Raw genomic sequence first — 21,033 nt, forward strand, 5'->3', positions numbered from 1 at the left:
CGGCGGCCTTCTTTCATTCAAATCAACCGGCTCAGAAGAAGCCGCGGCGGTTCCACCAGCCGCGTTTCGGCTTGGCTTCCTCGTCGTCGTTTTCGGCCTTCGAGCCGCCGGAGGTGACCACGGGCGAGGAGTGGGTCACGTTGGAGGCGCGGTTGGCGCGCTTGGGAGCGTCCTCCGCAGCCACGTCTTCCGCGATCGGTGCAGCAGCCGTCTCGTCATCGAGATCCGCGACGGCTTCGACGGTCGCATCTTCTTCGACCTCGGTTTCTCCGGCCGGCTCGGAAGGAGATTGCTCGACGGCTTCCTTGGCCGTTTCCGCATCTGCCTGTTCAGCCGGCGCTTCGCTCTCGGCGCGCTTGGGCTTGCGGCGGCGGCGCGGCTTGCGGCCTTCGATCTCGGCCATGGCCTCGTCCTCGGTGACCTCGGACGGCTGATCGGATGTGGTCTGCTCCGCCTCGGCCGCTGCGGCCGGTGCATCGCTGACCGTATCGGAGGCTACCGTTTCGGCAGCGACCTCTTCAGTCGGCTGGTGATTGCCCGCATCATCCGCTTGGTCATTGTCAGACTGGCCGTCAGCCGATTTGTCCGCCGCATCGGCGTTGTTGTCCTCGGCTGTCTGCTGCCCATTTTCGTCGCTGCGGTTGCGGCGTCCGCCGCGCTTGCCGCGACGGCGCTTGCGGCGCGGCTTGTCGGAGCCCTGGTCGCCGTCGTCCCCGGCCGATGACTGATTGTCATCGCCATTCGCCTCAGCGGTCTGTTCGTTGTCGCCCTCATCGTTCTGCTGGCCGTTGCGGCCACGGCGGCGGCGACGCTTGCGGCGCGAGCGGCCATTGTCCTCGTCGGCGCTTGCCTCGGGCTTGCCAGCCTCGGGCTTGTCGTCATCTTCCGTTTCGTCGATCTCCTCGACGATGTCGTCTTCCGGCTCATCAGGGAAATCGAGCAGCGTCTCGATCTTGACCGGGCTTTCCACGGGCTCGCCGCGATCGATCTCGAAATGGCTTGTCGTCAGCGTCGCATCGGCCTTGATGATGATCTCAACACCGAAACGGGCCTCGTAATCCACGATCGTGTTGCGCTTCTGGTTAAGCAGATAGAGCGCGTTCTCGGGCGTGGTCCGCACGGTGATGTTGTGCGTGGTGTTCTTCAGCAGATATTCCTCGACGCCGCGCAGCACGTGAAGTCCGACGGAAGACTGCGAAAGCACGTGGCCGGTGCCGCCGCAATGGCTGCACACCTGGGTCGTGGATTCCAGCACCGATGCGCGGATGCGCTGGCGCGACATTTCCAGAAGGCCGAAATGCGAGATGCGTCCGACCTGGATGCGGGCGCGGTCGTGTTTCAGGCAATCCTTCAGCTTCTTCTCGACGGCGCGGTTGTTGCGCTTTTCTTCCATGTCGATGAAGTCGATGACCACGAGACCGGCAAGGTCGCGCAGGCGAAGCTGGCGCGCCACTTCCTCCGCGGCCTCGAGGTTGGTCTGAAGCGCGGTGTCCTCGATCGAGTGCTCGCGGGTGGAGCGGCCCGAGTTGACGTCGACGGCGACCAGCGCCTCGGTCTGGTTGATGATCAGGTAGCCGCCGGATTTCAGCGTCACCTGCGGCTGCAGCATCCGGTCGAGCTGGGCTTCGATGCCGGAGCGCGAATAGATCGGGTGCACGTCGCGATAGCGCTGCACCACCTTGGCGTGGCTCGGCATCAGCATCTTCATGAAGTCTTTCGCTTCACGATAGCCGTTTTCGCCGGACACGATGATCTCGCTGATGTCCTTGTTGTAAAGGTCGCGGATCGAGCGCTTGATCAGGCTGCCTTCTTCATAGACGAGGCAGGGGGCCGTCGATGTCAGCGTCTTGGTGCGCACATTTTCCCAAAGTCGCATCAGATATTCGAAGTCGCGCTTGACCTCGGCCTTGGTGCGGTTGGCGCCGGCGGTGCGCAGGATCACGCCCATGCCCTGCGGCACTTCGAGATCCTTGGCGACGTCCTTCAGGCGCTTGCGGTCGGCCGGATTGGTGATCTTGCGGGAAATGCCGCCGCCGCGGGCGGTGTTCGGCATCAGCACCGAATAACGGCCGGCGAGCGAGAGATAGGTGGTCAGCGCCGCGCCCTTGTTGCCGCGTTCTTCCTTGGCAACCTGCACCAGCAGGATCTGGCGGCGCTTGATCACTTCCTGGATGCGGTACTGCTTGCGCGCCTTGCGGTGGTTGTATTCCGGCACTTCCTCCATGGCGTCCTCGGCGCCGACGGATTCGACGCTGTCGTCGTCATCGTCCACGTCTTCGGAAACCGTGTCGGCATCGACCTCAGCCGCCATATGCGTCGGGCCCTTGCCATCCTTGGAAGAGCCGTCATTGGAGGAACCGTCTTCAGAGGCGGCGCCTTCATTGGCGGCATCCGCGGGCTTTTCGGCCTCGTCGCTGGCCTTGGCATCCTTCTTGGCGGCGGGCTTGCGGCGACGGCGCGGCTTCGGCTTCTTGGCGGCCTCGTCGTCGGTCTCGGCGGTTGCCGCATCGGCGTCCGCCGTCTTGGCGTCGGCTTCCGCCGCATCGGCCTTTTCAGCGGTGTCGCTGTCGGCGGGCGCTTCGGCCTTGGGTTCAGCGCTTTCGTCCGGTTTGGCGTCCTGCGGCTTGGCTTCTTCGGCCTTTGCGTCCTCTGACTTTGCGTCCTGGGCCTTGGCCTCGTCAGTCTTGGCCTTGGAGGTTTTGGCGCGGCCACGGCGGGTGCGCGGCTTCGGCTTGGTTTCGTCCTCGGCTGCGGCCTTTTCGGAGGCTTCCGACGGCTGCGACAGCGCGCTGTCGGTATCGTCGTCGTCATCGCTGTCGGAGACTTCCCTCAGCAGCGCTTCACGATCGGCGAGCGGGATCTGGTAGTAGTCGGGGTGAATTTCTGAGAAGGCGAGGAAGCCATGGCGGTTTCCGCCATAATCGACAAAGGCGGCCTGGAGAGAGGGCTCCACCCGCGTGACCTTCGCAAGGTAAATATTGCCGCGCAGCTGTTTCTTGTGCTGCGATTCGAAATCGAACTCCTCTATACGATTTCCGCGAACGACAACGACGCGTGTCTCTTCTTCGTGAGACGCGTCGATAAGCATTTTATCTGCCATTTAAGATGAGCTCCTCGGCGCGCATGGCTGGCGGCTTCGGAACGGGTCGATGCCCTTGTCCGGAAATGGTCGCCAGCGGAAACGCCGGATGAAATAATGTCCGACCGTCGCAACGAAACGCGGGCGGCTGCTTCTCGAATCAGTCCGGCGCCCTCGAAGGGGGCGCGGGCCGATGGAAGAATTTGACGCTTCGTTCTCATATATAGCCAGTCGAAACAAACATTGCCTAACCCCGAATTCGGGGCGATGAAATCGCTTCCGGGAAAGCCCTGGAAGCATTGACCCTTAAGCCGCAACGCTTTTGTGAGTAGCGTATGCCGGCCAGGAAATACTGTCCGTTGAGTGGAACGACGGCGGACGCTCAATCGCTTCATGTGGCGCCAATCGTGGAAAGACCGGCTGCCCTTGCGCGCAATTGTCCCGTCATAAATGTCCACCTGAGCCACATTAGTATGTATTCGTTGATGCAATAGCAAGAAAAATCCAATCCACGGTAATATTTGAGAAATTGCCGAATCTGCTTTATTACGACGCAAGGTTGTGGCGAAGGTCGATATGTTTCGCGAAGCGTCACGTTTTTGCCATGCGTCTGGCCTTAAACGGGAGACCTTGAAAGGCGAAAGCGGGTTCGCACGGAAAGTCCGGTGAGAGGTGGCATGAGGGGAAGGCAGCAAAGCCTTGTTTTTGCACGATTGACGATGCTGGTCCTTCGACCTTTGTTTGTCGTTCTCGCCTTGGCGTGCGCGCTCTCGCCGTCCGTTTCGGCGCGTGCTTCCGACGAGGATGCGGCCGCGCCGATGATCGCCTACAACGCCCTGCTTGTCGGCGATGATGCGCGGGCGCGGCTGGTGGTGGATTTCGACCGCAAGCCCGAATTCAGCTACCACTATCTCAAGGACCCGGCGCGCGTGGTGATCACGCTGCCCGCCACGGCTTTCGGCTTTTCCGATGACGCGGTTGAGGCGCGCGGGCTCATCAGCGACATCCGCTACGGCGTCACCGGGCCCGGTCAATCGCGCATCGTGCTTTCGGCGCGCGAGCCGATCCAGATGACGCTCGCGGAGGTGCGCGAGGAAGGCGACGCCGGCTTCCGTCTGGTGATCGACCTCGCGATCGCTGACGAAGCGGTGTTCGAAAAGCTTCTCGCCGGCCGGCGGGAAACGCCTGCCGCGGCCTTTGCCCGGCAGGATGTTGCCGCGCCGGAGGAGGACGACAGTTTCGTGGTCGCCATCGACGCCGGCCATGGCGGCATAGACACCGGGGCGATCGGCGAGGATACTCGCACGCTGGAAAAGGACATCACCCTCGATTTCGCCCGCGCCTTCGCCCGCAAGCTGCAGGCGGTGCCCGGCTATGATTCCTATCTCACGCGCGACGACGACATCTATCTGTCGCTCACCAGGCGCGTCGAACTGGCCCGCCAGCATGGCGCGGACCTGTTCATCTCGCTGCATGCCGATTCGCTCAATCAGCCGGATATTTCGGGCGCGACCGTCTATACCCTGTCCGATCGGGCCTCCGACCGTCTGGCGGCGGCGCTTGCCAAGCGCGAAAACCTTTCCAACGAGATCATGGGGATCGAGGCCTCGGTCGAGCCGGAGGAGGTGACCGACATCCTTCTGGACCTGACGCGGCGCGAGACCCAGAGCTTTTCGATTTCGCTCGCGGACCAGGTCGTCGCCTCGTTCGAGGGGCAGATCAGCCTGATCAACAACCCGCACCGCTATGCGGGCTTCATGGTCTTGAGAGCGCCGGATATTCCATCGATCCTGCTCGAGATCGGATTCCTGTCCAACCCCGAGGATGAGAAGCGCATGCTCGACCCGGTCTGGCGCGACAAGCTCGTCGGCAGGCTGGTCGATGCGGTGACGCGCTATCGCAGCCCGATGGTATCGGCCATGCCCTAAACTTCGAGCGATAATGAAAGGTTTATCAAAGCTGTCGTCGCAAAAAGCGCACATTCATTGTAAAAAGGATAGCCGGGTATTTTAATTCGGGCCTGCGGGCGATATCTGCGATAAATCGACGGCGGCGAAGGCAGGGCGATGCGGGAAAGCATCGGCACAGCCTGCCGGAAATCCGGGGCGCGGCGAAGGCCGCGACGCCGGCGGCGCGTTCAGGACAAGGTATGAAAAACACGTGACTGTGATCAAGTTCATCGGATATCTCTTCGGCATCGCATGCGCGCTTTTCCTGGTCGTTGCGGTTGGCATCGGGATCTATCTCGGCAATGTGGCGAAGGACCTTCCGGACTATGAGGTGCTTGCGCAGTACACCCCGCCGGTGACGACCCGCGTCTATGCCGGCAATGGCGAACTGATGGCCGAATACGCCCATGAGCGGCGCCTGTTCCTGCCGATCGACGCCATTCCGATGCGGGTGCGCGGCGCTTTCCTGTCGGCGGAAGACAAGAATTTCTACACCCATCCCGGCATCGATGTCGTCGGCCTGGCCCGCGCGGTGTTCACCAACGTTAAGAATATGGGCACCGGTCGTCGCCCCGTTGGCGCCTCGACGATTACCCAGCAGGTCGCCAAGAACTTCCTTTTGACCTCGGATCAGACCTATGAGCGCAAGGTCAAGGAAGCGATCCTGTCCTTCCGCATCGAACAGGCCTATTCCAAGGACACGATCCTGGAGCTCTACCTCAACGAGGTCTATTTCGGCCGCAACGCCTTCGGCATTGCCGATGCCGCGCTGACCTATTTCGACAAGCCGGTCTCGGACCTGACGATTGCCGAAAGCGCCTATCTCGCCGCTGTACTGAAGGGGCCGGCCAATTACGATCCCTATCGCCATCCCGATGCCGCGATCGAGCGCCGCAACTGGGTGATCAGCCGGATGGAGGAAAACGGCTACATCACCGCGGCCGAGGCGGACCTCGCCCGCGCCGAGCCGCTCGGCGCGGTTTCCGGCTACCAGAACCAGCCCGTTGTCGGCGATGAGTATTTCGCCGAGGCCGTGCGCCGCGAACTGAAGGACGAATATGGCGAGGAAATGCTTTACGAGGGCGGCCTTTCGGTGCGCACCTCGCTCGATCCGCAGATGCAGCTTTATGCGCAGCAGGCGCTGCGTGACGGGCTGATCAAGTACGACGAGGCCGCCGGCTATCGCGGCCCGATCGACCAGATCTCGACGGCAGAGGACTGGGGCCCGGCGCTGGCGAAGATGACGCCGCTTTGGGACGTGCGGGACTGGCAGATCGCGGTCGTGCTTAACGTCAGCGCGGACGGGGCCGAGATCGGCCTGCGCCCGCCGCTCGATGCCGCCGGCCGGGTGGCCGAGGCGCGTGATACCGGCTTCATCCCCGCCGCCGATATGAAATGGGCCTATCGCTTCCTGGAAAAGGGCAAGAAGAACGCCACCAGCCCGGAAGGCGTGCTTTCGCCCGGCGACGTCGTCTACGTCCAGCCGACGGGCGAGGGCAATAATTACCGCCTTCGCCAGGTGCCGAAGGTGCAGGGCGGCCTCGTGGCCATGGACCCGGAAACGGGCCGCGTGCTTGCCATGGTCGGCGGCTTCTCCTTCTCCAAGAGCCAGTTCAACCGCGCCACCCAGGCGATGCGCCAGCCGGGTTCCTCGTTCAAGCCGTTCGTCTATGCCGCCGCGCTCGACAATGGCTATACGCCGGCATCCGTGGTCATGGATGCGCCGGTCGAGTTCGAATCGGGCGGAGAACTGTGGAAGCCGCAGAACTATTCCGGCGACTTCTCCGGCCCGCAGACGCTGCGCACCGGCATCGAGAAATCGAAGAACCTGATGACGGTGCGCCTTGCCAACGACCTCGGCATGGAAACGGTCGCCGATTATGCCGAACGGTTCGGCATCTATGACCATATGGATCCGGTGCTGGCCATGTCGCTTGGCTCCGGCGAGACCACGGTGATGCGGCTGGTTTCGGCCTATGCGGTGATCGCCAATGGCGGCAAGCAGGTCAACCCGACGCTGATCGACCGTATCCAGGACCGCTACGGCAAGACCATCTTCAAGCATGAGGAGCGCGAGTGCGAAAACTGCAACGCGCCGGTCTGGAGCGGCCAGGGCGAGCCGATCCTGATCGACGCCCGCCAGCAGGTGCTGGACCCGATGACCTCCTACCAGATCACCTCGATGATGGAAGGCGTGGTCCAGCGCGGAACGGCGGCAAGTGCCGTCAAGCTCGACCGCCCAGTCGCCGGCAAGACCGGCACCACCAATGACGAGAAGGATGCCTGGTTCGTCGGCTTCACGCCCAATCTCGTGGCCGGCCTCTATATCGGTTTCGACCAGCCGGCCACGCTTGGCCGTCATGGCACCGGCGGCGGGCTTGCAGCCCCGATCTTCAACGAGTTCATGACCAATGCGCTGAAGACGCTGCCGAAGGAAAACTTCATCGAGCCGGAAGGCATGACCAATATCGCGGTCAACCGCTCCACCGGCATGCGCGCCTCCGGCTCCGGCCCCAATGTCATCATGGAGGCGTTCAAGCCCGGCTCCGGCCCGGCGGAAGCCTTCGACGTGATCGACATGAGCAGCTACAAGTCGCCCGAGCAGATCCTGCGTGAATCTCCGCAGGCCCAGAAGGCGATCTCCACCGGTTCCAGCGGCCTCTATTGAGGCGGCGGCGGGGTTTACATCCGCCCGCCGCCCGCTTATTCACCGGCCAAACGGATTTTCAGGAACGACAGAGAGTATCATGCGCGCGGAAATCGAAGGCATTGTCGACGATATCAAGCAGGGTGTTGGCCTGCTGAGGAGGCATCTTTGACTGGGATCAGGCAATCAAACGGCTGGACTGGCTGAACAACAAGGCTGAAGACCCGAATATCTGGAATGACGCCGCCGAGGCCCAGAAGCTGATGCGCGAGCGCCAGCTTCTGGAAGATGGCATTTCCGCCGTCCGCCGGGTCGAGGACGAGCTTTCCGACAATATTGAACTGATCGAGCTTGGCGAGGAAGAGGGCGACGAAGACGTCGTGCGCGACGCCGAGGAAGGCCTGCGCAAAATGCTCGCCGATGTCGAGCGCCGCCAGGTGGAGGCCATGCTCTCCGGCGAGGCCGACGGCAATGACACCTATCTCGAAGTCCATTCGGGCGCGGGCGGCACGGAAAGCCAGGACTGGGCCAACATGCTTCTGCGCATGTACACCCGCTGGGCCGAACGGCAGGGCTACAAGGTCGAGGTGCTGGAAGTCCATGACGGGGAAGAGGCCGGCATCAAGTCCGCGACCATCCACGTCAAGGGCCACAATGCCTATGGCTGGCTAAAGACCGAATCCGGCGTGCACCGTCTGGTACGGATTTCGCCCTATGACAGCAATGCGCGCCGCCACACCTCTTTCTCTTCCGTCTGGGTCTATCCCGTGGTCGATGATTCGATCGAGATCGACATCAACGAAAGCGATTGCCGGATCGATACCTACCGTTCGTCCGGCGCCGGCGGTCAGCACGTCAACACCACGGACTCAGCCGTGCGCATCACCCATATTCCGACCGGGATTGTGGTGCAGTGCCAGCAGGAACGCTCCCAGCACAAGAACCGCGCCAAGGCGTGGGACATGCTGCGCGCGCGCCTTTACGAGGCCGAATTGCAGAAGCGCGAGGACGCGGCCAATCAGGAAGCGGCTTCCAAGACCGATATCGGCTGGGGCCACCAGATCCGCTCCTACGTGCTGCAGCCCTATCAGCTCGTCAAGGACCTGCGCACCGGCGTGGAAAGCACATCGCCATCGGACGTTCTCGACGGCGCGCTGACGCCGTTTATGGAGGCAGCGCTCGCCAATCGCATCGAAGGCAACAGCGAGGGCGTCGAGGATATCGACTGACGTTTTCGTCGCGACGCCTGAGATTGATCGTTGCCAGAAGGCGTCGCAGCTAAAACTCTCAACGATGCTCGGCAACGAGGCCGCCTTTCACGGCGGCCTCGATCACCGTTTCGGCGGGCACGTTAATCCAGGTCGCCGCGTCGATCTCGCCCGCATTTTCCTGCCAGCATGCCGCGATCTCATAGCCGAGCGTATAGCCGTGCCAGCGCGGGTGCGTGTCCCCTCCGAAGAACCATGCTTCATGATCATATTCGGAAGACTTGAGGACGTTCAGTTCGACAGGGGCGTGCAACAGCCTTTCCCGTGACATCGCGCGTTCCCATGGCTCGGGAGGGGTATCGAGCAGCTTGTGGACGAACCGTCCCGCCAGCCCTTCGCTGACGAGGGCTTCGCCCAGCGTCCAGCCATATCCCGGCCCCGCCATGCGCATGCAATGGTGGACCTCATGCACGATCTGCCGGTGCAGGGCGCCCTCGACGAGGCTGTTGGAGAAATTGGGGTTATCAGGGTCCACAGTCATTGCGAACAGCGTGCTGCTGTAGGCGCGCCCGACAATGCCCATTTCGGGAATCGTCGCTCCGACAAGTCTTTGAATGAGAACGTCGAGGCGTGGGGCAGGCAATAGGCCGGAAATCGATCGGTAGGCGGCCTCGAAATTCTTCACAATCTCCGCGCGGTGCGAGCCGAGATCGCCCGATGCTTCGAGCCAGTGCAGGGACCAGTTGTTCATGAAAATTCTCCCGCCTTGCCTCTCCTGCGGCCGTCATTGGACGACTGTCATGTATCAGCGCAGACCTTGTCAATGGCCGGTCCGTCTCGGTTGAGACCACGAAACAGCTACTCAACGGTGGCGCGGCAGGAGATGGTCGGGATCCGCGCTCTCATTGCACCAAAGCAAACGCCGCGCCGGAGATATTCGGCGCGGCGTTTACGTATCTGTACAGCAGATAGAATTCTACATCAGCTGCTGCATGAACTGGACGGTCGGCCAGCCGTCGGCGGGCATGCCGAGGCGGAGCTGTTCGGAGCGCACGGCGTTGCGGGTGCCGGCGCCGAGAATGCCGTCGATATCGCCGACATCGTAACCCTTCTGTGCCAGTACGCGCTGGAGACGCTTCATCTGGCTGTCGCTCAGGCCGCGTTCGGGATTGCCGGCATTATAGGCGGGCGCGCCCTCGAACCGGGTCGCGAAGAAGGCGACCGAGGTAGTGTAGATGAAGGACTGGTTCCATTCCAGATAGACGTTGAAGTTGGGATAGGCGAGGAACGCCGGTCCGAATCGGCCCTGCGGCATCAGCAAAGCGGCCGGCAGGTTCCCAAAGCGGGTATTGCCGTCGCGCGGCTGAACGCCGAGCTTGAACCACTGGCCGGCGGTCAGCCCGCCGCCGAAACCGGTCTTGTCCCAGGGCAGGTTCTGCGGCAGCACCACTTCCTGAATCCAGGGTTCGCCCGGACGCCAGCCGAGGCTGCGGATATAGTTGGCGGCGGTCAGAAGCGCGTCGGGCGAGCTCTTCTTGACGCGCACATGGCCATCGCCGTCGCCATCAACGCCGAAGCGGATGATATCTTCCGGCAGCATCTGAACCTGGCCGAGCTCGCCGGCCCAGGCGCCGGTTTCGGTCGCCGGATCGAAATCGCCGTGCTGGGTCATCTCGATCAGCGCGATCAGCTGCGGGCGGAAGATTTCCGGGCGGCGGCAGTCATAGGACAGCGTCACCAGCGCGTCGCGGGTGTTGAAATCGCCCTGGACGGCGCCGAAATCGGTCTCCATCGCCCAGAAGGCGGTAAGAACGCCGGCCGGCACGCCGAATTCGCGGCGGGCGCGATCGAAGGTGCTGGCATATTGCTGCATCTTCTTCTTGCCGGTCTGCAGGCGCGAATTGCTGGCGGTGCGCTGCGAAAATTCGAGGAAGGTCTGTTTGAACACGCCTTGCGCGCGGTCGCGGTTCAACACGCTTTGGCTGACCGATGCGCCCGAAAGCACGGCGTCGGCTGCCTGCGGCGAAAGCCCGCTCTGAACGGCCTCGGCCTTGACCCCGCTCAAGAAGCTGCCGAAATCGCCACCGCATTGCTGGGCGGCAACCGGGCCGGCGAAAAGTGATGTCAGTCCGGCGGCAACGACAACCGCCCGGATCGATTTTGAAAGCATGGACGTCTCCTCAGAAACTTTCGGCCCGCACGGGACCCGTCAAATCGGTTCGCACGCTAACCTAGACCACCTAAGCTTTCATTAAAAACTGAATTTGTTGCTTATGCGCGAAGGATGGCGTGCCAGGCGTAGCCGCGCCCGATGGTTTCGAACCGAAGTTCGGCGTCGATCGCCTCGGCCTCAAGCACGGCCACCATATCGGCGCGCGGCGTCACGTGAAATTTTGCGAGCCAGGCCCGGAGGCCCGCGCGAAACCAGGTGGGTAGCCGCTCCTGCTGGCCGAAATCGACGATGTGGAGAGAGCCGCCCGGATTGAGGGCGTTGATCGAAACCCTCAACGCCTGCTGCCAGTCGGGGATCATCGACAGTGCATAGGAGATGACGATGCGGTCAAAGCCGGTCTCGCCAAAGGTGGCCGGCGCGAAGTCGCAGGCATCGGCGGCGACGAAGGCTGGCGGGTTTTCGGATTTCGAGAATTTGGCGCGGGCGGAAACCAGCATCTGCTCCGATATATCGAGGCCATAAAGCTGCGCGCCGGGGTAGCGCCTGTCAATCCTGACGAGATTGCGGCCGGTGCCGCAGGCGATTTCCAGCACCTTGTCGTCCGGCGCGCAATCCAGCCCGGCGATCAGCCGATCGCGGCCGAACAGATAGTATTTCCGGGTGAGGTCGTAGACATGTCGCTGATAGCGATACATCGCATCCATGGTTGCGGCATGGTCGCGCGCCGGGATGTCAGCCATTCCGCGTCTTCTCGTAGATATGGAAACCGCCATAGATCGCCGAACGGTCGAGCATGCCGAGTTCGTGCGAGCTCTGCTCGAGATAGCTCCATTGCCCGGCGGTTTCCGCGCCAAGCCGGCCTTCGATGATGCTTTTCTCGCCGGCGGTGCGGAAGATCACCCGCGCGCCGGGCCGCGCGGTCCGGGTGATTTCGCTCCACAACGCGTTGATCTGCGCATCGTTCATCCAGTCCTGCGCGTCGAGCAGGACATAGCGATCCACGCTTTCGGCGGACTTTCCGGCAAGCAGTTCGGTGAAGTTCGCATGATGGACCGTTGCGCGCTCGGCATTGGCGCGGATGGCCGGGAACGCCGCGGCCTGCAGATAGGTCGGCATCGGGCCATCGTCCGGATAACGCCGGGCAAAGGCCTGCCAGGCGAAGTAGTTCTCGTGGAGCGGAAACTGGCAGGCGAGCTTTTCCAGCCTTTGCCGCAGCACGGGGGCGAGCGTGCCGGTCTCGCTCGATTTCGCCAGCTCCTCATATTGCCGCGGCGGAATGCCGAGGCCGAAAAGCGATGATTTCCGCGCCGTCGTCCAGCGGATCAGCGGCTTGTCGAACAGCGGCGCGATCCGCTCGTCGAAGAACCGGCGCTGTTCGCGCATGGAGCGCGCCTGCGTCAGTTCGGTGATATCGACGCCGTGAAGGCGGGCGACCAGATGACCGGCGCCGATGAACTGGCCGAGCAGGCCGGTGCGGTAGATGTTGCGCTCGAACACCGAGATGCGCTTGCGGCCGAGGCCGTCGCGGCCTTCCCAGTAGCGCCGGGTTTCGGCATCGAGGTGCGGCGCGATGTGGGTCTCGTAGTCGCGCGCGCTGCCCTTCTCGCCATTGCCGAACAGGCGAAGCACGCCGGCATGGTCGGGCAGGTGCCGAAAGGCGGCGAGCTTCAGCCGGTTGAGCGCGATGTGGTGGGTATTGAGATCGACCACGTCGATATGCTCGGGGCCCCGGCTGAGATAGGCGAGCACATTGCAGCCGCCCGAGCCGATCGTGACGACGCGATGACCGGGACCGAGATCCATCGCTGCGATGTCGACGTCCGGGTCTTCCCAGATCTGCGGGTAGACGAGGCCGGAAAACAGCAGGCCGAAGAGCCGCTCCGAAAGACCTTCCCGGCTGAACGTCTTGTGTTGCAGCAGCGCCGATTTGAGTCGCCCGGTTTTGCCCCTGCCGTATTCGACTGCACTCATCGCTTTCGCCCTCTGTCGCGCGCGGGCTTCACGCGCCGCGTCTTCGAGCAGGGCTAGCGCCGTTGTGCTACGCTTTGATGACGATGAGGGGCTGATCCACAACCAGGCGCTTCAGGCGGCGTCCTTGTTGCGGAAGCGGGCGGAGACCCGCGGCAGGCCGGACCGCAGCAGCCGGGCGACGCGCTCGCGCCGGGCGGCATACTGGCGCTGGTTGAGCCGGGCAAGGACCGGTCGCGCGAAGGCGGCGTAGAGCAAAAGAGCCGAGACGCTTGCCGCCAGATGGGCGATCGCGAGTATCTTCGCCGTTTCGAGCGTGGCGGTCGACGCGCCGATAAAGAGCACCAACACAGCGGCGGCAAGCGCCGTTTCGCGGACGGCGCCGTCGCGACAGCGCATGCCCTGCCAGATGCTCCGCAAAGGCTGCGGCTTAGCGATGTTGTCATTGTCGGCGCCGGGGAAGGGACGTTTGAGGCCGGAAAAGCCTTTCAGCACCGCGATCACGATCACCACGCAGGCGACGATCCGCGCAAGCGCCATGCCGCTCGGCATCACGCTGACAAACGCCATGGTCGCCGCAAGGCCGATGCCAAAAAACACGGCGCGGGCGAGCAGGATGCCGAGGCCGACCGCCGGCAGGGCCTTCAGCCCGCGCTGATAGCGCCTGTCGGCGAAATCCAGCATTCGACCCGAAGGCAGAGAGAAGAGCAGGAAAACGAGCGCGGCGTACGCCGCCGCGATACCGATACTCAAGGGCATTCCTCCATCCGCAATGATTATAAAAACCCTCGCGGCGGAAAAGGTCAATCGGCGGGAGCGATTTCCTGACCGATTTCCTCCATTGCGGAGATGAACCACGGCGTTTCGATATCGAAGCTGCCGCCGCCCTTGATCCGGTCGAATTCGATCGTGCGCAACTGTCCGCTGCGTTCGACATCATGGCCGGTCACGCCCGACACGCCGTCCAGCGCGCTTTCCACGGCGAGATCGACCATCGAGTGGATCAGCCGCAGATCGTCATTGTTGGCCGGGGCGGAGCGGGCGTAATAGCCGGATTTCTGCACCATGGCGCGCTCGGCGCCGAGCAGCGCGGCGAACTGCTTGGCGAACCAGTCGCCGACATTGATGGTGTCGAGCTTGACATGGCCGAAGGCGTCGCGGGTGACCTCGGCGCCGGACGCCTCACGCTCGGCGACGATCGCGTCGAGGCAGGCCCCTTCGGAAACGAACAGTGAAACCGTGCCGTTTGCATCCATCACCTGCTTTAGGCGCGCGGCTTCCTGTTCCAGGTCGAAGGCGGTTTCCGGCAGATAGACGCCGTCGATCATCTTCATCGCCCGGTTCATCAGCATGCCGTCAACGAATTCGACCGACTTGATCCGGTCGAGATAGGCGCGCGCGGTCGCCGCCGTCAGCCAGCCGCAGCTCCGGCCCATCACCTCGTGGATGATCAGGGTGCGGGGCGCGGCACTCTGCTCGTTGGAGATATTGTCGAAAAAGGCCGCGCCATATTCGGCCGCGGTCCAGGCGCCGAGCGTCTGGCGGATCGGCTTGACGTCGTTGTCGACGGTCTTCGGCAGGCCGACCACGGTGAGATCGTAACCGTTGGTCTTGAGATAGGCGGCGAGATCGGCCGCGGTGGTGTTGGTGTCGTCGCCGCCGATCGTGTGGAGAATGGTGATGCCGTCCTTCGTCAACTGCTCGGCGGCGACCTGCAGCGGATCGGCGCCGGCGGGCACAAGGCCGCGCTTTTCGCAATCCTTGCGGTTAGTCAGCTTCACCCGGCTGTTGCCGATCGGCGAGCCGCCGAACTTGTGCAGAAGATGGGCCTGCTGGCGGATATTCGGCGTGATCGCCATGCTGTCGCCGGTCAGGAGCCCGGCATAGCCGGAGCGATAGGCGATGATCTGGGTATCGGGCGCAATGTCCGAATAGCGCTCGATCAGCCCGCCAACGGCGGAGGAAAGGCAGGGGGCAAGCCCCCCGGCGGTGAGCATGGCGACTTTGTGCTGGGACATCGGACCTCTTTCCTGACTTCGGCTTTGCGCCATGGATGCGTCAGCCGCGCCGGGGTGTAAAGACCGTTCAGCAATAAAATCGGTTTGACGGACCGGCGTTCAACCGGAAACGAAGGACGGACGCGAGCGGAGATCGTTCGCGTCCGTGTGACCGGAACGGGCATGTGCTACGCGGCGAGCGTCACCACCTGACCTTCAGCCCGACATTGCCGCCATAGCCATATGAGCCGGTGTTGAACCCGGTGGAGGCGGTGAGTTCGGCGAAGGCTGAGTATTGCAGCTTGCCCGCCTGCCAGTCGATCGAGCCGCCGAAGCCGATTTCGCCGGTGAAATCGTTGGGTTCCGAGGAGAAGTCGAGCACATCGGTGACCGTTGCCGTGGTCTCGCCGAGGAACTCGTAATAGAGGTTGGCGAGGCCGTAGACATTGGCCGCGCGCGCCTGGCCGTTGATATCGGTCCAGGCGCTTTCCTTCTCGATTGAGAGGCCGACGCGCCCGAGCAGGCTCTGGCCGTTGTCGAAGTCGACATCGTCGGAATAGGCGCCGGTGAAGCTGTCGACGGAAACCGAGGCGAAGGAAAGCTGGGCCTGCGGGGTCAGCGACAGGCCGTCGCCGATGCCGAAAGCCTGCCCGGCCTCCAGCGACAGCGCGTAGCCGAAGGCGTCGCTGTCGTCGGGGGAAAGCGGCAGGTCATCGGCCTTCAACTCGCTCGAATACCAGGTGAGGGCGGCCTGGGCGTCGGTATAAAAACCGTTTGCGCCGAACCATGTCAGCGTGCCGCCGAAACCGTAGCCATCGGGATGGATCTTGCTGTCGCCATAGCGCGAATGCACCTTGGCCTCGCCGGTCTGGTAATGGGCGGTGATGCCGCCGATGAGCGCGCCGGCTTCACTGTCGAGGAACAGGCCATCGAGCCCGGTCTGCATCTCGAAGCTCGACATGTCGTAGTCATAGCCGGTGGTGGAGGATTGCGGATTGAAATGATCGAACCCGCCGCCGACGCGCCCCCAGACGGCATCGAGCGCCGGCCCCGCGGTAATCGCCTCGCCACCCTCATAGCGCCCGCCGGAACGCGTCTTGAGCGAGGGCAGGCGGGTCATCTCCAGAAGCGCGGATTGGTATGCCTCGTAGAGGGGAACGTAGGGTTGAAGCACAACGCCTGCATCTATCAGTTCGCGCAGAGATGCGTGCCGCACGAAATCACGGTTCAGACGCGCTGCCGCTTCATCGGTAGTGGCTGGCACGAGGAAGAAACCCAGGTCTCCGCCATAGGATCCATAGCGGAGCTGATATGAGAATGCGCCTGCTGCCACGTCGGTCAGCAGTTCAAATGAGGAAGGCGATACACTTTGCGACGTGACGATGAGCTGCACCGGGAACGGCCATGTGGGCGCCTCGCCGACCTGGTGAACGAAGACGGAAGTCGCTCCGGAGACATCGAAGCCTCCGATCCAGAACTGGTCGCTGACTCCTGCTTTCAAATCAGCATCCAGAGCCAGAAGCCCATTGTGGCCGGCATAATCTGTCGTATGCACGGCTCCGTAGCTTATTCCATCCACCAGGGTGATTGTTCCGCCGTCACTTTCAATCTTGCCCAGGACAAAAAGCTCGATTCCGCCCAACTGGCTCAGGGTCGCTCCCTCTTCCATCAGCGTGACATTGGAAACCAGGGTCACCGCGCTGCTGCCCGTCAAGGGGGCGGCTGAAAGCGAACTAGCCGCCCCGACGTAGATATCACCATATTTGGCGTTTCCGGTTTTATCCATGGTGAGGACAACGGGGCCTTCGCCGGTGAAGGTGACCTTTGCGCCGCCGGAAATGTGCATCGATTCCCAGTTTCGGATGTTCGATCCGTCGATCAGATATTCCGAGTTCCCCGAGATGTTAAACGTATCGGAACCGGGGCCTCCGTCAAAAATGTTGCTATCGATAACCAATTTCTGGTCCAGGAGGGCAATGGTGGCCGAATCCAGTCCGTCCTGGCCATAGAAATTACCGTTGAAGACGCCGCCACTCCAGATGAAACTGTCATTGCCCGGATTGGTGACGTCATATGGGGTGCCGCGAAGACTGTCATAATCGCCGTAAACATTGCCGGTCAAAGTTCCGCCGGAAAGTGTGAAGGAGGACGGTCCCCCGCCAAGCATGACGTCACCGGTTACCGTGCCGGCGGTGCTGACCAGCATCTGATTGTCCGGAGCATCATTGAGGTTGATGATGGAATAATACGCGTTGGATGCATCCAGGGTCATTTGTGAGCCGATGGTGATTGAGGTCGTTACACCCGACGCCGAAGACTTATCCGGCATAGTGGGCCCGCTGATCGCAACGCCGTAGCCCTCGTGCACGCCTTTGTAATCGACGGTGAGATTTCCGCTTGTCAGATCAATCGTCGTGGTTGTGTCATCGTTCACGTAAGCCAGGATTCCATTTGCATTAGTAGCGGTTATCGTGCCTCCGCTTACCGATATCTTATTGTTCAACCCGGGAGTATTTTTGCTTGGTATGTAGATAGCCGACGAATCGACGATTAGCTCGCCGGTCACATCCGGGCCAGCCGCAGTCACGTGGAGCGTGCCGCCTGTCATGGAAATCGTCGAATCGCCGAAAGCATTAAAGGTTTCGAAATCCTGAGTCATCAGGCCGTATGCTTCAGCGCCTGTGACAATAACCTCGCCTCCGCTCATGGAAACCGTTGCCATGCTGCCGCCAAAGCTGACCGCCTGTGCGCCAATCATCAATGGTCTTTGTGAAGGGATGCCTACGGCAGAGATGGTGCCGCCTTTGATGGTAACGGAAGAGTCTTCCTCTTTAGCGAAGGCCGATAATGCCGCGTTTATTTGGCTGTCGGTCACAGTATAGTACAAAGTCCCCCCATTGAATTCGATAGTGGCGGTACCTGCACGATCCACATCCAAGAGAAGGGCAGTTTCCAGATAAGTCTCTCCCGATGTATTGTCGATGACGATCTTGTTGGTGCTGCCGGCTAGGTAAGTGGAATCTGAGAAGATACCGATAAAGACGTTAGGAGATGACCTTATAGTCGCGCCGTCGATGTGAATTGACGAGTGGGTAGCGGCCCCGTTCCCACCAACGTCCAAAGCGATGACTTCGTCAAAACCGTCATCCTCGAAAACATCGTATAGATAAGTCAACGTTCCTCCAGTGAGTGATATTGAAAAATCTCCGCCGTCGGACACGGCGATGATGCCTCCGGTAATCTCTCCCCCCGAGATATCGATGGAGCCATCGATGCCGCGTGCCTCGACAATTCCGGCGACGTTCCCCGCGGTCATGGATAGGTTGGCTGCTCCCGAGCCGGTATTATTGGCCAGAATGGCTGTTTTGCTGTTCTCCGCCTCAATCGAGGCGTTTCCTGTAATATTGACAAACGCATCCCCGCTCCCTTGAGCCAGAGCTGTTACGGCGTTGTTGATGCCAGTTACGGAAATGGTCCCGCCCTGGATGTTGGCGACGGCATTGCCGCGGCCGGTCGTTGTGGCGGTCAGGGGACCTGTGATCATGCTGGATGTGTTGCTCGTTCCTGGATTGATATCCAAGGTTGCGTCGGTGTTCACCGAGATCGCGTTGATCTGGCCTTCAAGGCTTTTGTACGACGTGGCGGTGATCGTCGCTGGCGCCGTTCCCAAAACGATCGCGCCGACATTGATGTCGCCGTGCACGACCAGAGCTGAATCATCAAGGACGAGCTCAAGTCCTTCCTGATAGGTGATGGCGTTGAACTCGGAACCAGTCGAGCCGTCACAATAGACGGTTCTGCTCGGCGGGCCGCACTCATCGATGGCCCATGCGTCTCTCGCGCTGAGCGAAGTTGATACTGCCGCAATAGCAAGCGCTGATGTCGCTGCGATCAGAACCTGCCGGCCGTGGCGTTCGACCTTGTTGTGTCCGTTGTAACCCGTGGGTGGCTCACGCATTGTTCTTTCCCTCCGTTGTTCTGTCTTGGAGAGAGAGTGCGAGAACTGGGAAAGGTTACAATCTAACAGGTAGTAAAAATATGAAATGCAACCCTGTTATAGCGTGCGTCCTGATGTATTTTGGCAACAATTTTAGGTTGTGTCGGCAATGCGTCGATCCGCTCACTGAACCGCCGGTCTTTGACGAGGACGTGTGGGCTGTTCCGAAAACAGCGATGATGACTAGGAAAGCACACGCGCCTGCGCCAGCGGCTGCTGCACCAGCGGCGGGAAATCGGCCGGGGTGATGGTTTCCTTGTCCAGCAGCATGCGGGCGCCGTCGTCGAGGTCCTTGCGGCGCTGGTTCAGGACTTCCTTGGCGCGGTCATAGGCCTCGTCGATCAGCTTGCGGATGGCGAGGTCGATCTCGCGGGCAGTGACGTCGGAATAGTCCTTGGCGCCGCCCATGCCGGGGGCCTCGGGCATATATTGCGCGCGCTTCTGTTCCAGCGCCGCCTGGCCGATATCCGGGTCCATGCCGAAGCTCATCACATATTGCCGGGCGATGTCGGTGACGCGGGCGAGGTCGTCGGAGGCGCCGGTGGAGATTTCGCCGTAGACGATGTCTTCCGCGGCGCGCCCGGCGAGCAGCACCACCATGCGGTCGCGCAATTCGCCTGCGGTGATCAGGAACCGGTCCTCGGTCGGGCGCTGCATGGTGTAGCCGAGCGCGCCGATCGAGCGCGGGATGATCGAGATCTTGTGCACCGGATCGGTCTTGGGGAGCGCGGCGGCGGCCAGGGCATGGCCCATTTCGTGGAAGGCGACGCGTTCGCGTTCGTCCGGGTTCAGCAGGCGGCCGCGCCGTTCGGAGCCGGCCACCGTGCGTTCCACCGCCTGGGTGAAATCCTCCATCGTCACCTTCTCGCCGCCGCGCCGTGTGGCGAAGATCGCGGCCTCGTTGACGAGATTGGCGAGATCGGCGCCGGAAAAGCCCGGCGTCAGCGCCGCGACCTGGCCGGCGTCGACATCCTCGGCAAGCCGGATCTTCTTCATGTGGACGGCGAGGATTGCCTCGCGTCCTCCCCGGTCGGGCCGGTCCATGACGACCTGACGGTCGAAGCGGCCCGCGCGCGTCAGCGCCGGGTCTAGCACTTCCGGCCGGTTTGTGGCGGCCAGAATGACGATGCCGGCAGCGGGATCGAAACCGTCGAGCTCGACCAGAAGCTGGTTCAGCGTCTGCTCCTTCTCGTCATTGCCGCCCATGCCGAAGGAATTGCGGGCGCGGCCCAGCGCATCCAGCTCGTCGATGAAGATGATGCAGGGCGCCATCTCGCGGGCCTGCTTGAACAGATCGCGCACGCGCGCGGCACCCACGCCGACGAACATTTCGACGAATTCCGAGCCCGAGATCGAGAAGAAGGTGACGCCGGCCTCGCCCGCGACCGCCTTGGCGATTAGCGTCTTGCCGGTGCCGGGCGGGCCGACCAGAAGCAGGCCCTTGGGAATATGCGCGCCGAGCCTGCCGTATTTTTCGCGTTCTGTGAGGAAGGAGACGACCTCCTTGAGTTCCACCTTGGCCTCGTCGGCGCCGGCGACGTCGTCAAAGGTCACGCCGGTGTCGCGCTCGACATAGATCTTGGCCTTGGACTTGCCGATATTCATCATGCCGCCAAGGCCCATGCCCTGCTTTTCGGCGAACTTGCGGAAGAACCATGCCCAGATCGCGAAGAAGATCACGATCGGTAGCACCCAGGAGAGGATCTGTGTCAGAAGCGAATGATCGGGAACGCCGGTGACATCCACCTTGTACTTGTCGAAATCGACCGCCAGTTCCTGCGGCACGCGGTAGGTGACGAAATATTCCTTGCCGTCCACCGCCGTCTTGAACTTGCCCTCGATCGTGTTTTCGGCGATCGCGACCGACTGGACCTCGCCCTTTTCGATATAATTGATCATCTCGGAATAGCTGATCCGCGCGACGTCGCGCGACGTAAACCAGAGCTGAAACCCGATCACGATCAGGAAGGCCACCAGAAAATAGCCAAGGTTGAATGTATTCTTGCGTTCCATGG

The 21,033-nt window shown here is 62.0% G+C and carries 12 protein-coding genes; 3 read left to right on the plus strand and 9 right to left on the minus strand.

The genetic code is table 11. The features are described from left to right. Positions 1-31: 31 nt before the first annotated feature. Positions 32-3,100, minus strand: coding sequence for a ribonuclease E/G (locus K7H91_RS14120; protein ID WP_230720911.1), 3,069 nt, complete (start codon positions 3,098-3,100; stop codon positions 32-34). 797 nt (positions 3,101-3,897) lie between these two features. On the opposite strand from K7H91_RS14120, the gene K7H91_RS14125 reads away from it, so the two are divergent. From K7H91_RS14125 to prfB, 3 genes are all read left to right on the plus strand, one after another. Beyond that, positions 3,898-5,007: an N-acetylmuramoyl-L-alanine amidase gene (locus tag K7H91_RS14125; protein ID WP_230720912.1), complete on the plus strand. Its 1,110-nt coding sequence runs from the start codon at positions 3,898-3,900 to the stop codon at positions 5,005-5,007. Positions 5,008-5,245: 238 nt separating this feature from the next. After that, a complete protein-coding gene (locus tag K7H91_RS14130) occupies positions 5,246-7,696 on the plus strand; it encodes a penicillin-binding protein 1A (RefSeq protein ID WP_230720935.1) in 2,451 nt (816 codons plus the stop codon). 79 nt (positions 7,697-7,775) lie between these two features. Then, positions 7,776-8,904, plus strand: a protein-coding gene (gene prfB, locus K7H91_RS14135) for a peptide chain release factor 2 (protein ID WP_230720913.1) whose coding sequence is annotated in 2 segments (ribosomal slippage) — positions 7,776-7,844 and positions 7,846-8,904 — 1,128 coding nt in all. Because the reading frame shifts where the segments join, the coding sequence is not laid out codon by codon here. 58 nt (positions 8,905-8,962) lie between these two features. Here prfB and K7H91_RS14140 read toward each other — a convergent pair. From K7H91_RS14140 to ftsH, 8 genes are all read right to left on the minus strand, one after another. Then, positions 8,963-9,634, minus strand: a complete 672-nt coding sequence (locus K7H91_RS14140; RefSeq protein ID WP_230720914.1) for a DUF2268 domain-containing putative Zn-dependent protease — start codon at positions 9,632-9,634, stop codon at positions 8,963-8,965. Between the two features lie 225 nt (positions 9,635-9,859). After that, a complete protein-coding gene (locus K7H91_RS14145) occupies positions 9,860-11,053 on the minus strand; it encodes a lytic murein transglycosylase (protein ID WP_230720915.1) in 1,194 nt (397 codons plus the stop codon). Positions 11,054-11,154: 101 nt separating this feature from the next. After that, positions 11,155-11,796, minus strand: a complete 642-nt coding sequence (locus K7H91_RS14150; RefSeq protein WP_230720916.1) for a class I SAM-dependent methyltransferase — start codon at positions 11,794-11,796, stop codon at positions 11,155-11,157. Next, positions 11,789-13,027 carry a DUF3419 family protein gene (locus K7H91_RS14155; RefSeq protein ID WP_230720917.1) on the minus strand — a complete coding sequence of 413 codons (1,239 nt, stop codon included), beginning with the start codon at positions 13,025-13,027 and terminating at the stop codon, positions 11,789-11,791. The genes K7H91_RS14150 and K7H91_RS14155 overlap by 8 nt, the downstream gene beginning before the upstream one ends. A gap of 111 nt (positions 13,028-13,138) precedes the next feature. Beyond that, entirely contained in the window at positions 13,139-13,777 is a 639-nt protein-coding gene (locus K7H91_RS14160; RefSeq protein ID WP_230720918.1) for a hypothetical protein, read from the minus strand. 50 nt (positions 13,778-13,827) lie between these two features. After that, positions 13,828-15,042 carry a pyrophosphate--fructose-6-phosphate 1-phosphotransferase gene (locus K7H91_RS14165; RefSeq protein ID WP_230720919.1) on the minus strand — a complete coding sequence of 405 codons (1,215 nt, stop codon included), beginning with the start codon at positions 15,040-15,042 and terminating at the stop codon, positions 13,828-13,830. A gap of 181 nt (positions 15,043-15,223) precedes the next feature. Then, complete coding sequence (locus tag K7H91_RS14170) at positions 15,224-18,979, minus strand: autotransporter outer membrane beta-barrel domain-containing protein (protein WP_230720920.1); 3,756 nt, start codon at positions 18,977-18,979, stop codon at positions 15,224-15,226. Between the two features lie 222 nt (positions 18,980-19,201). Beyond that, the gene (gene ftsH / locus K7H91_RS14175) at positions 19,202-21,031 is read right to left on the minus strand and encodes an ATP-dependent zinc metalloprotease FtsH (RefSeq protein ID WP_230720921.1); all 1,830 of its coding nucleotides are present in this window, start codon (positions 21,029-21,031) and stop codon (positions 19,202-19,204) included. Positions 21,032-21,033 lie beyond the last annotated feature (2 nt).

The organism is Martelella mediterranea (genome assembly GCF_021021415.1).
GTDB lineage: Bacteria > Pseudomonadota > Alphaproteobacteria > Rhizobiales > Rhizobiaceae > Martelella > Martelella mediterranea_C.

Excerpts from the sequence above, each read along its gene's own strand:
- K7H91_RS14120 (WP_230720911.1), bottom strand. The coding sequence starts at position 3,100 with ATGGCAGATAAAATGCTTATCGACGCGTCTCACGAAGAAGAGACACGC.
- K7H91_RS14125 (WP_230720912.1), top strand. The coding sequence starts at position 3,898 with ATGATCGCCTACAACGCCCTGCTTGTCGGCGATGATGCGCGGGCGCGG.
- K7H91_RS14140 (WP_230720914.1), bottom strand. The coding sequence starts at position 9,634 with ATGAACAACTGGTCCCTGCACTGGCTCGAAGCATCGGGCGATCTCGGC.
- K7H91_RS14145 (WP_230720915.1), bottom strand. The coding sequence starts at position 11,053 with ATGCTTTCAAAATCGATCCGGGCGGTTGTCGTTGCCGCCGGACTGACA.
- K7H91_RS14150 (WP_230720916.1), bottom strand. The coding sequence starts at position 11,796 with ATGGCTGACATCCCGGCGCGCGACCATGCCGCAACCATGGATGCGATG.
- K7H91_RS14155 (WP_230720917.1), bottom strand. The coding sequence starts at position 13,027 with ATGAGTGCAGTCGAATACGGCAGGGGCAAAACCGGGCGACTCAAATCG.
- K7H91_RS14165 (WP_230720919.1), bottom strand. The coding sequence starts at position 15,042 with ATGTCCCAGCACAAAGTCGCCATGCTCACCGCCGGGGGGCTTGCCCCC.
- K7H91_RS14170 (WP_230720920.1), bottom strand. The coding sequence starts at position 18,979 with ATGCGTGAGCCACCCACGGGTTACAACGGACACAACAAGGTCGAACGC.
- ftsH (WP_230720921.1), bottom strand. The coding sequence starts at position 21,031 with ATGGAACGCAAGAATACATTCAACCTTGGCTATTTTCTGGTGGCCTTC.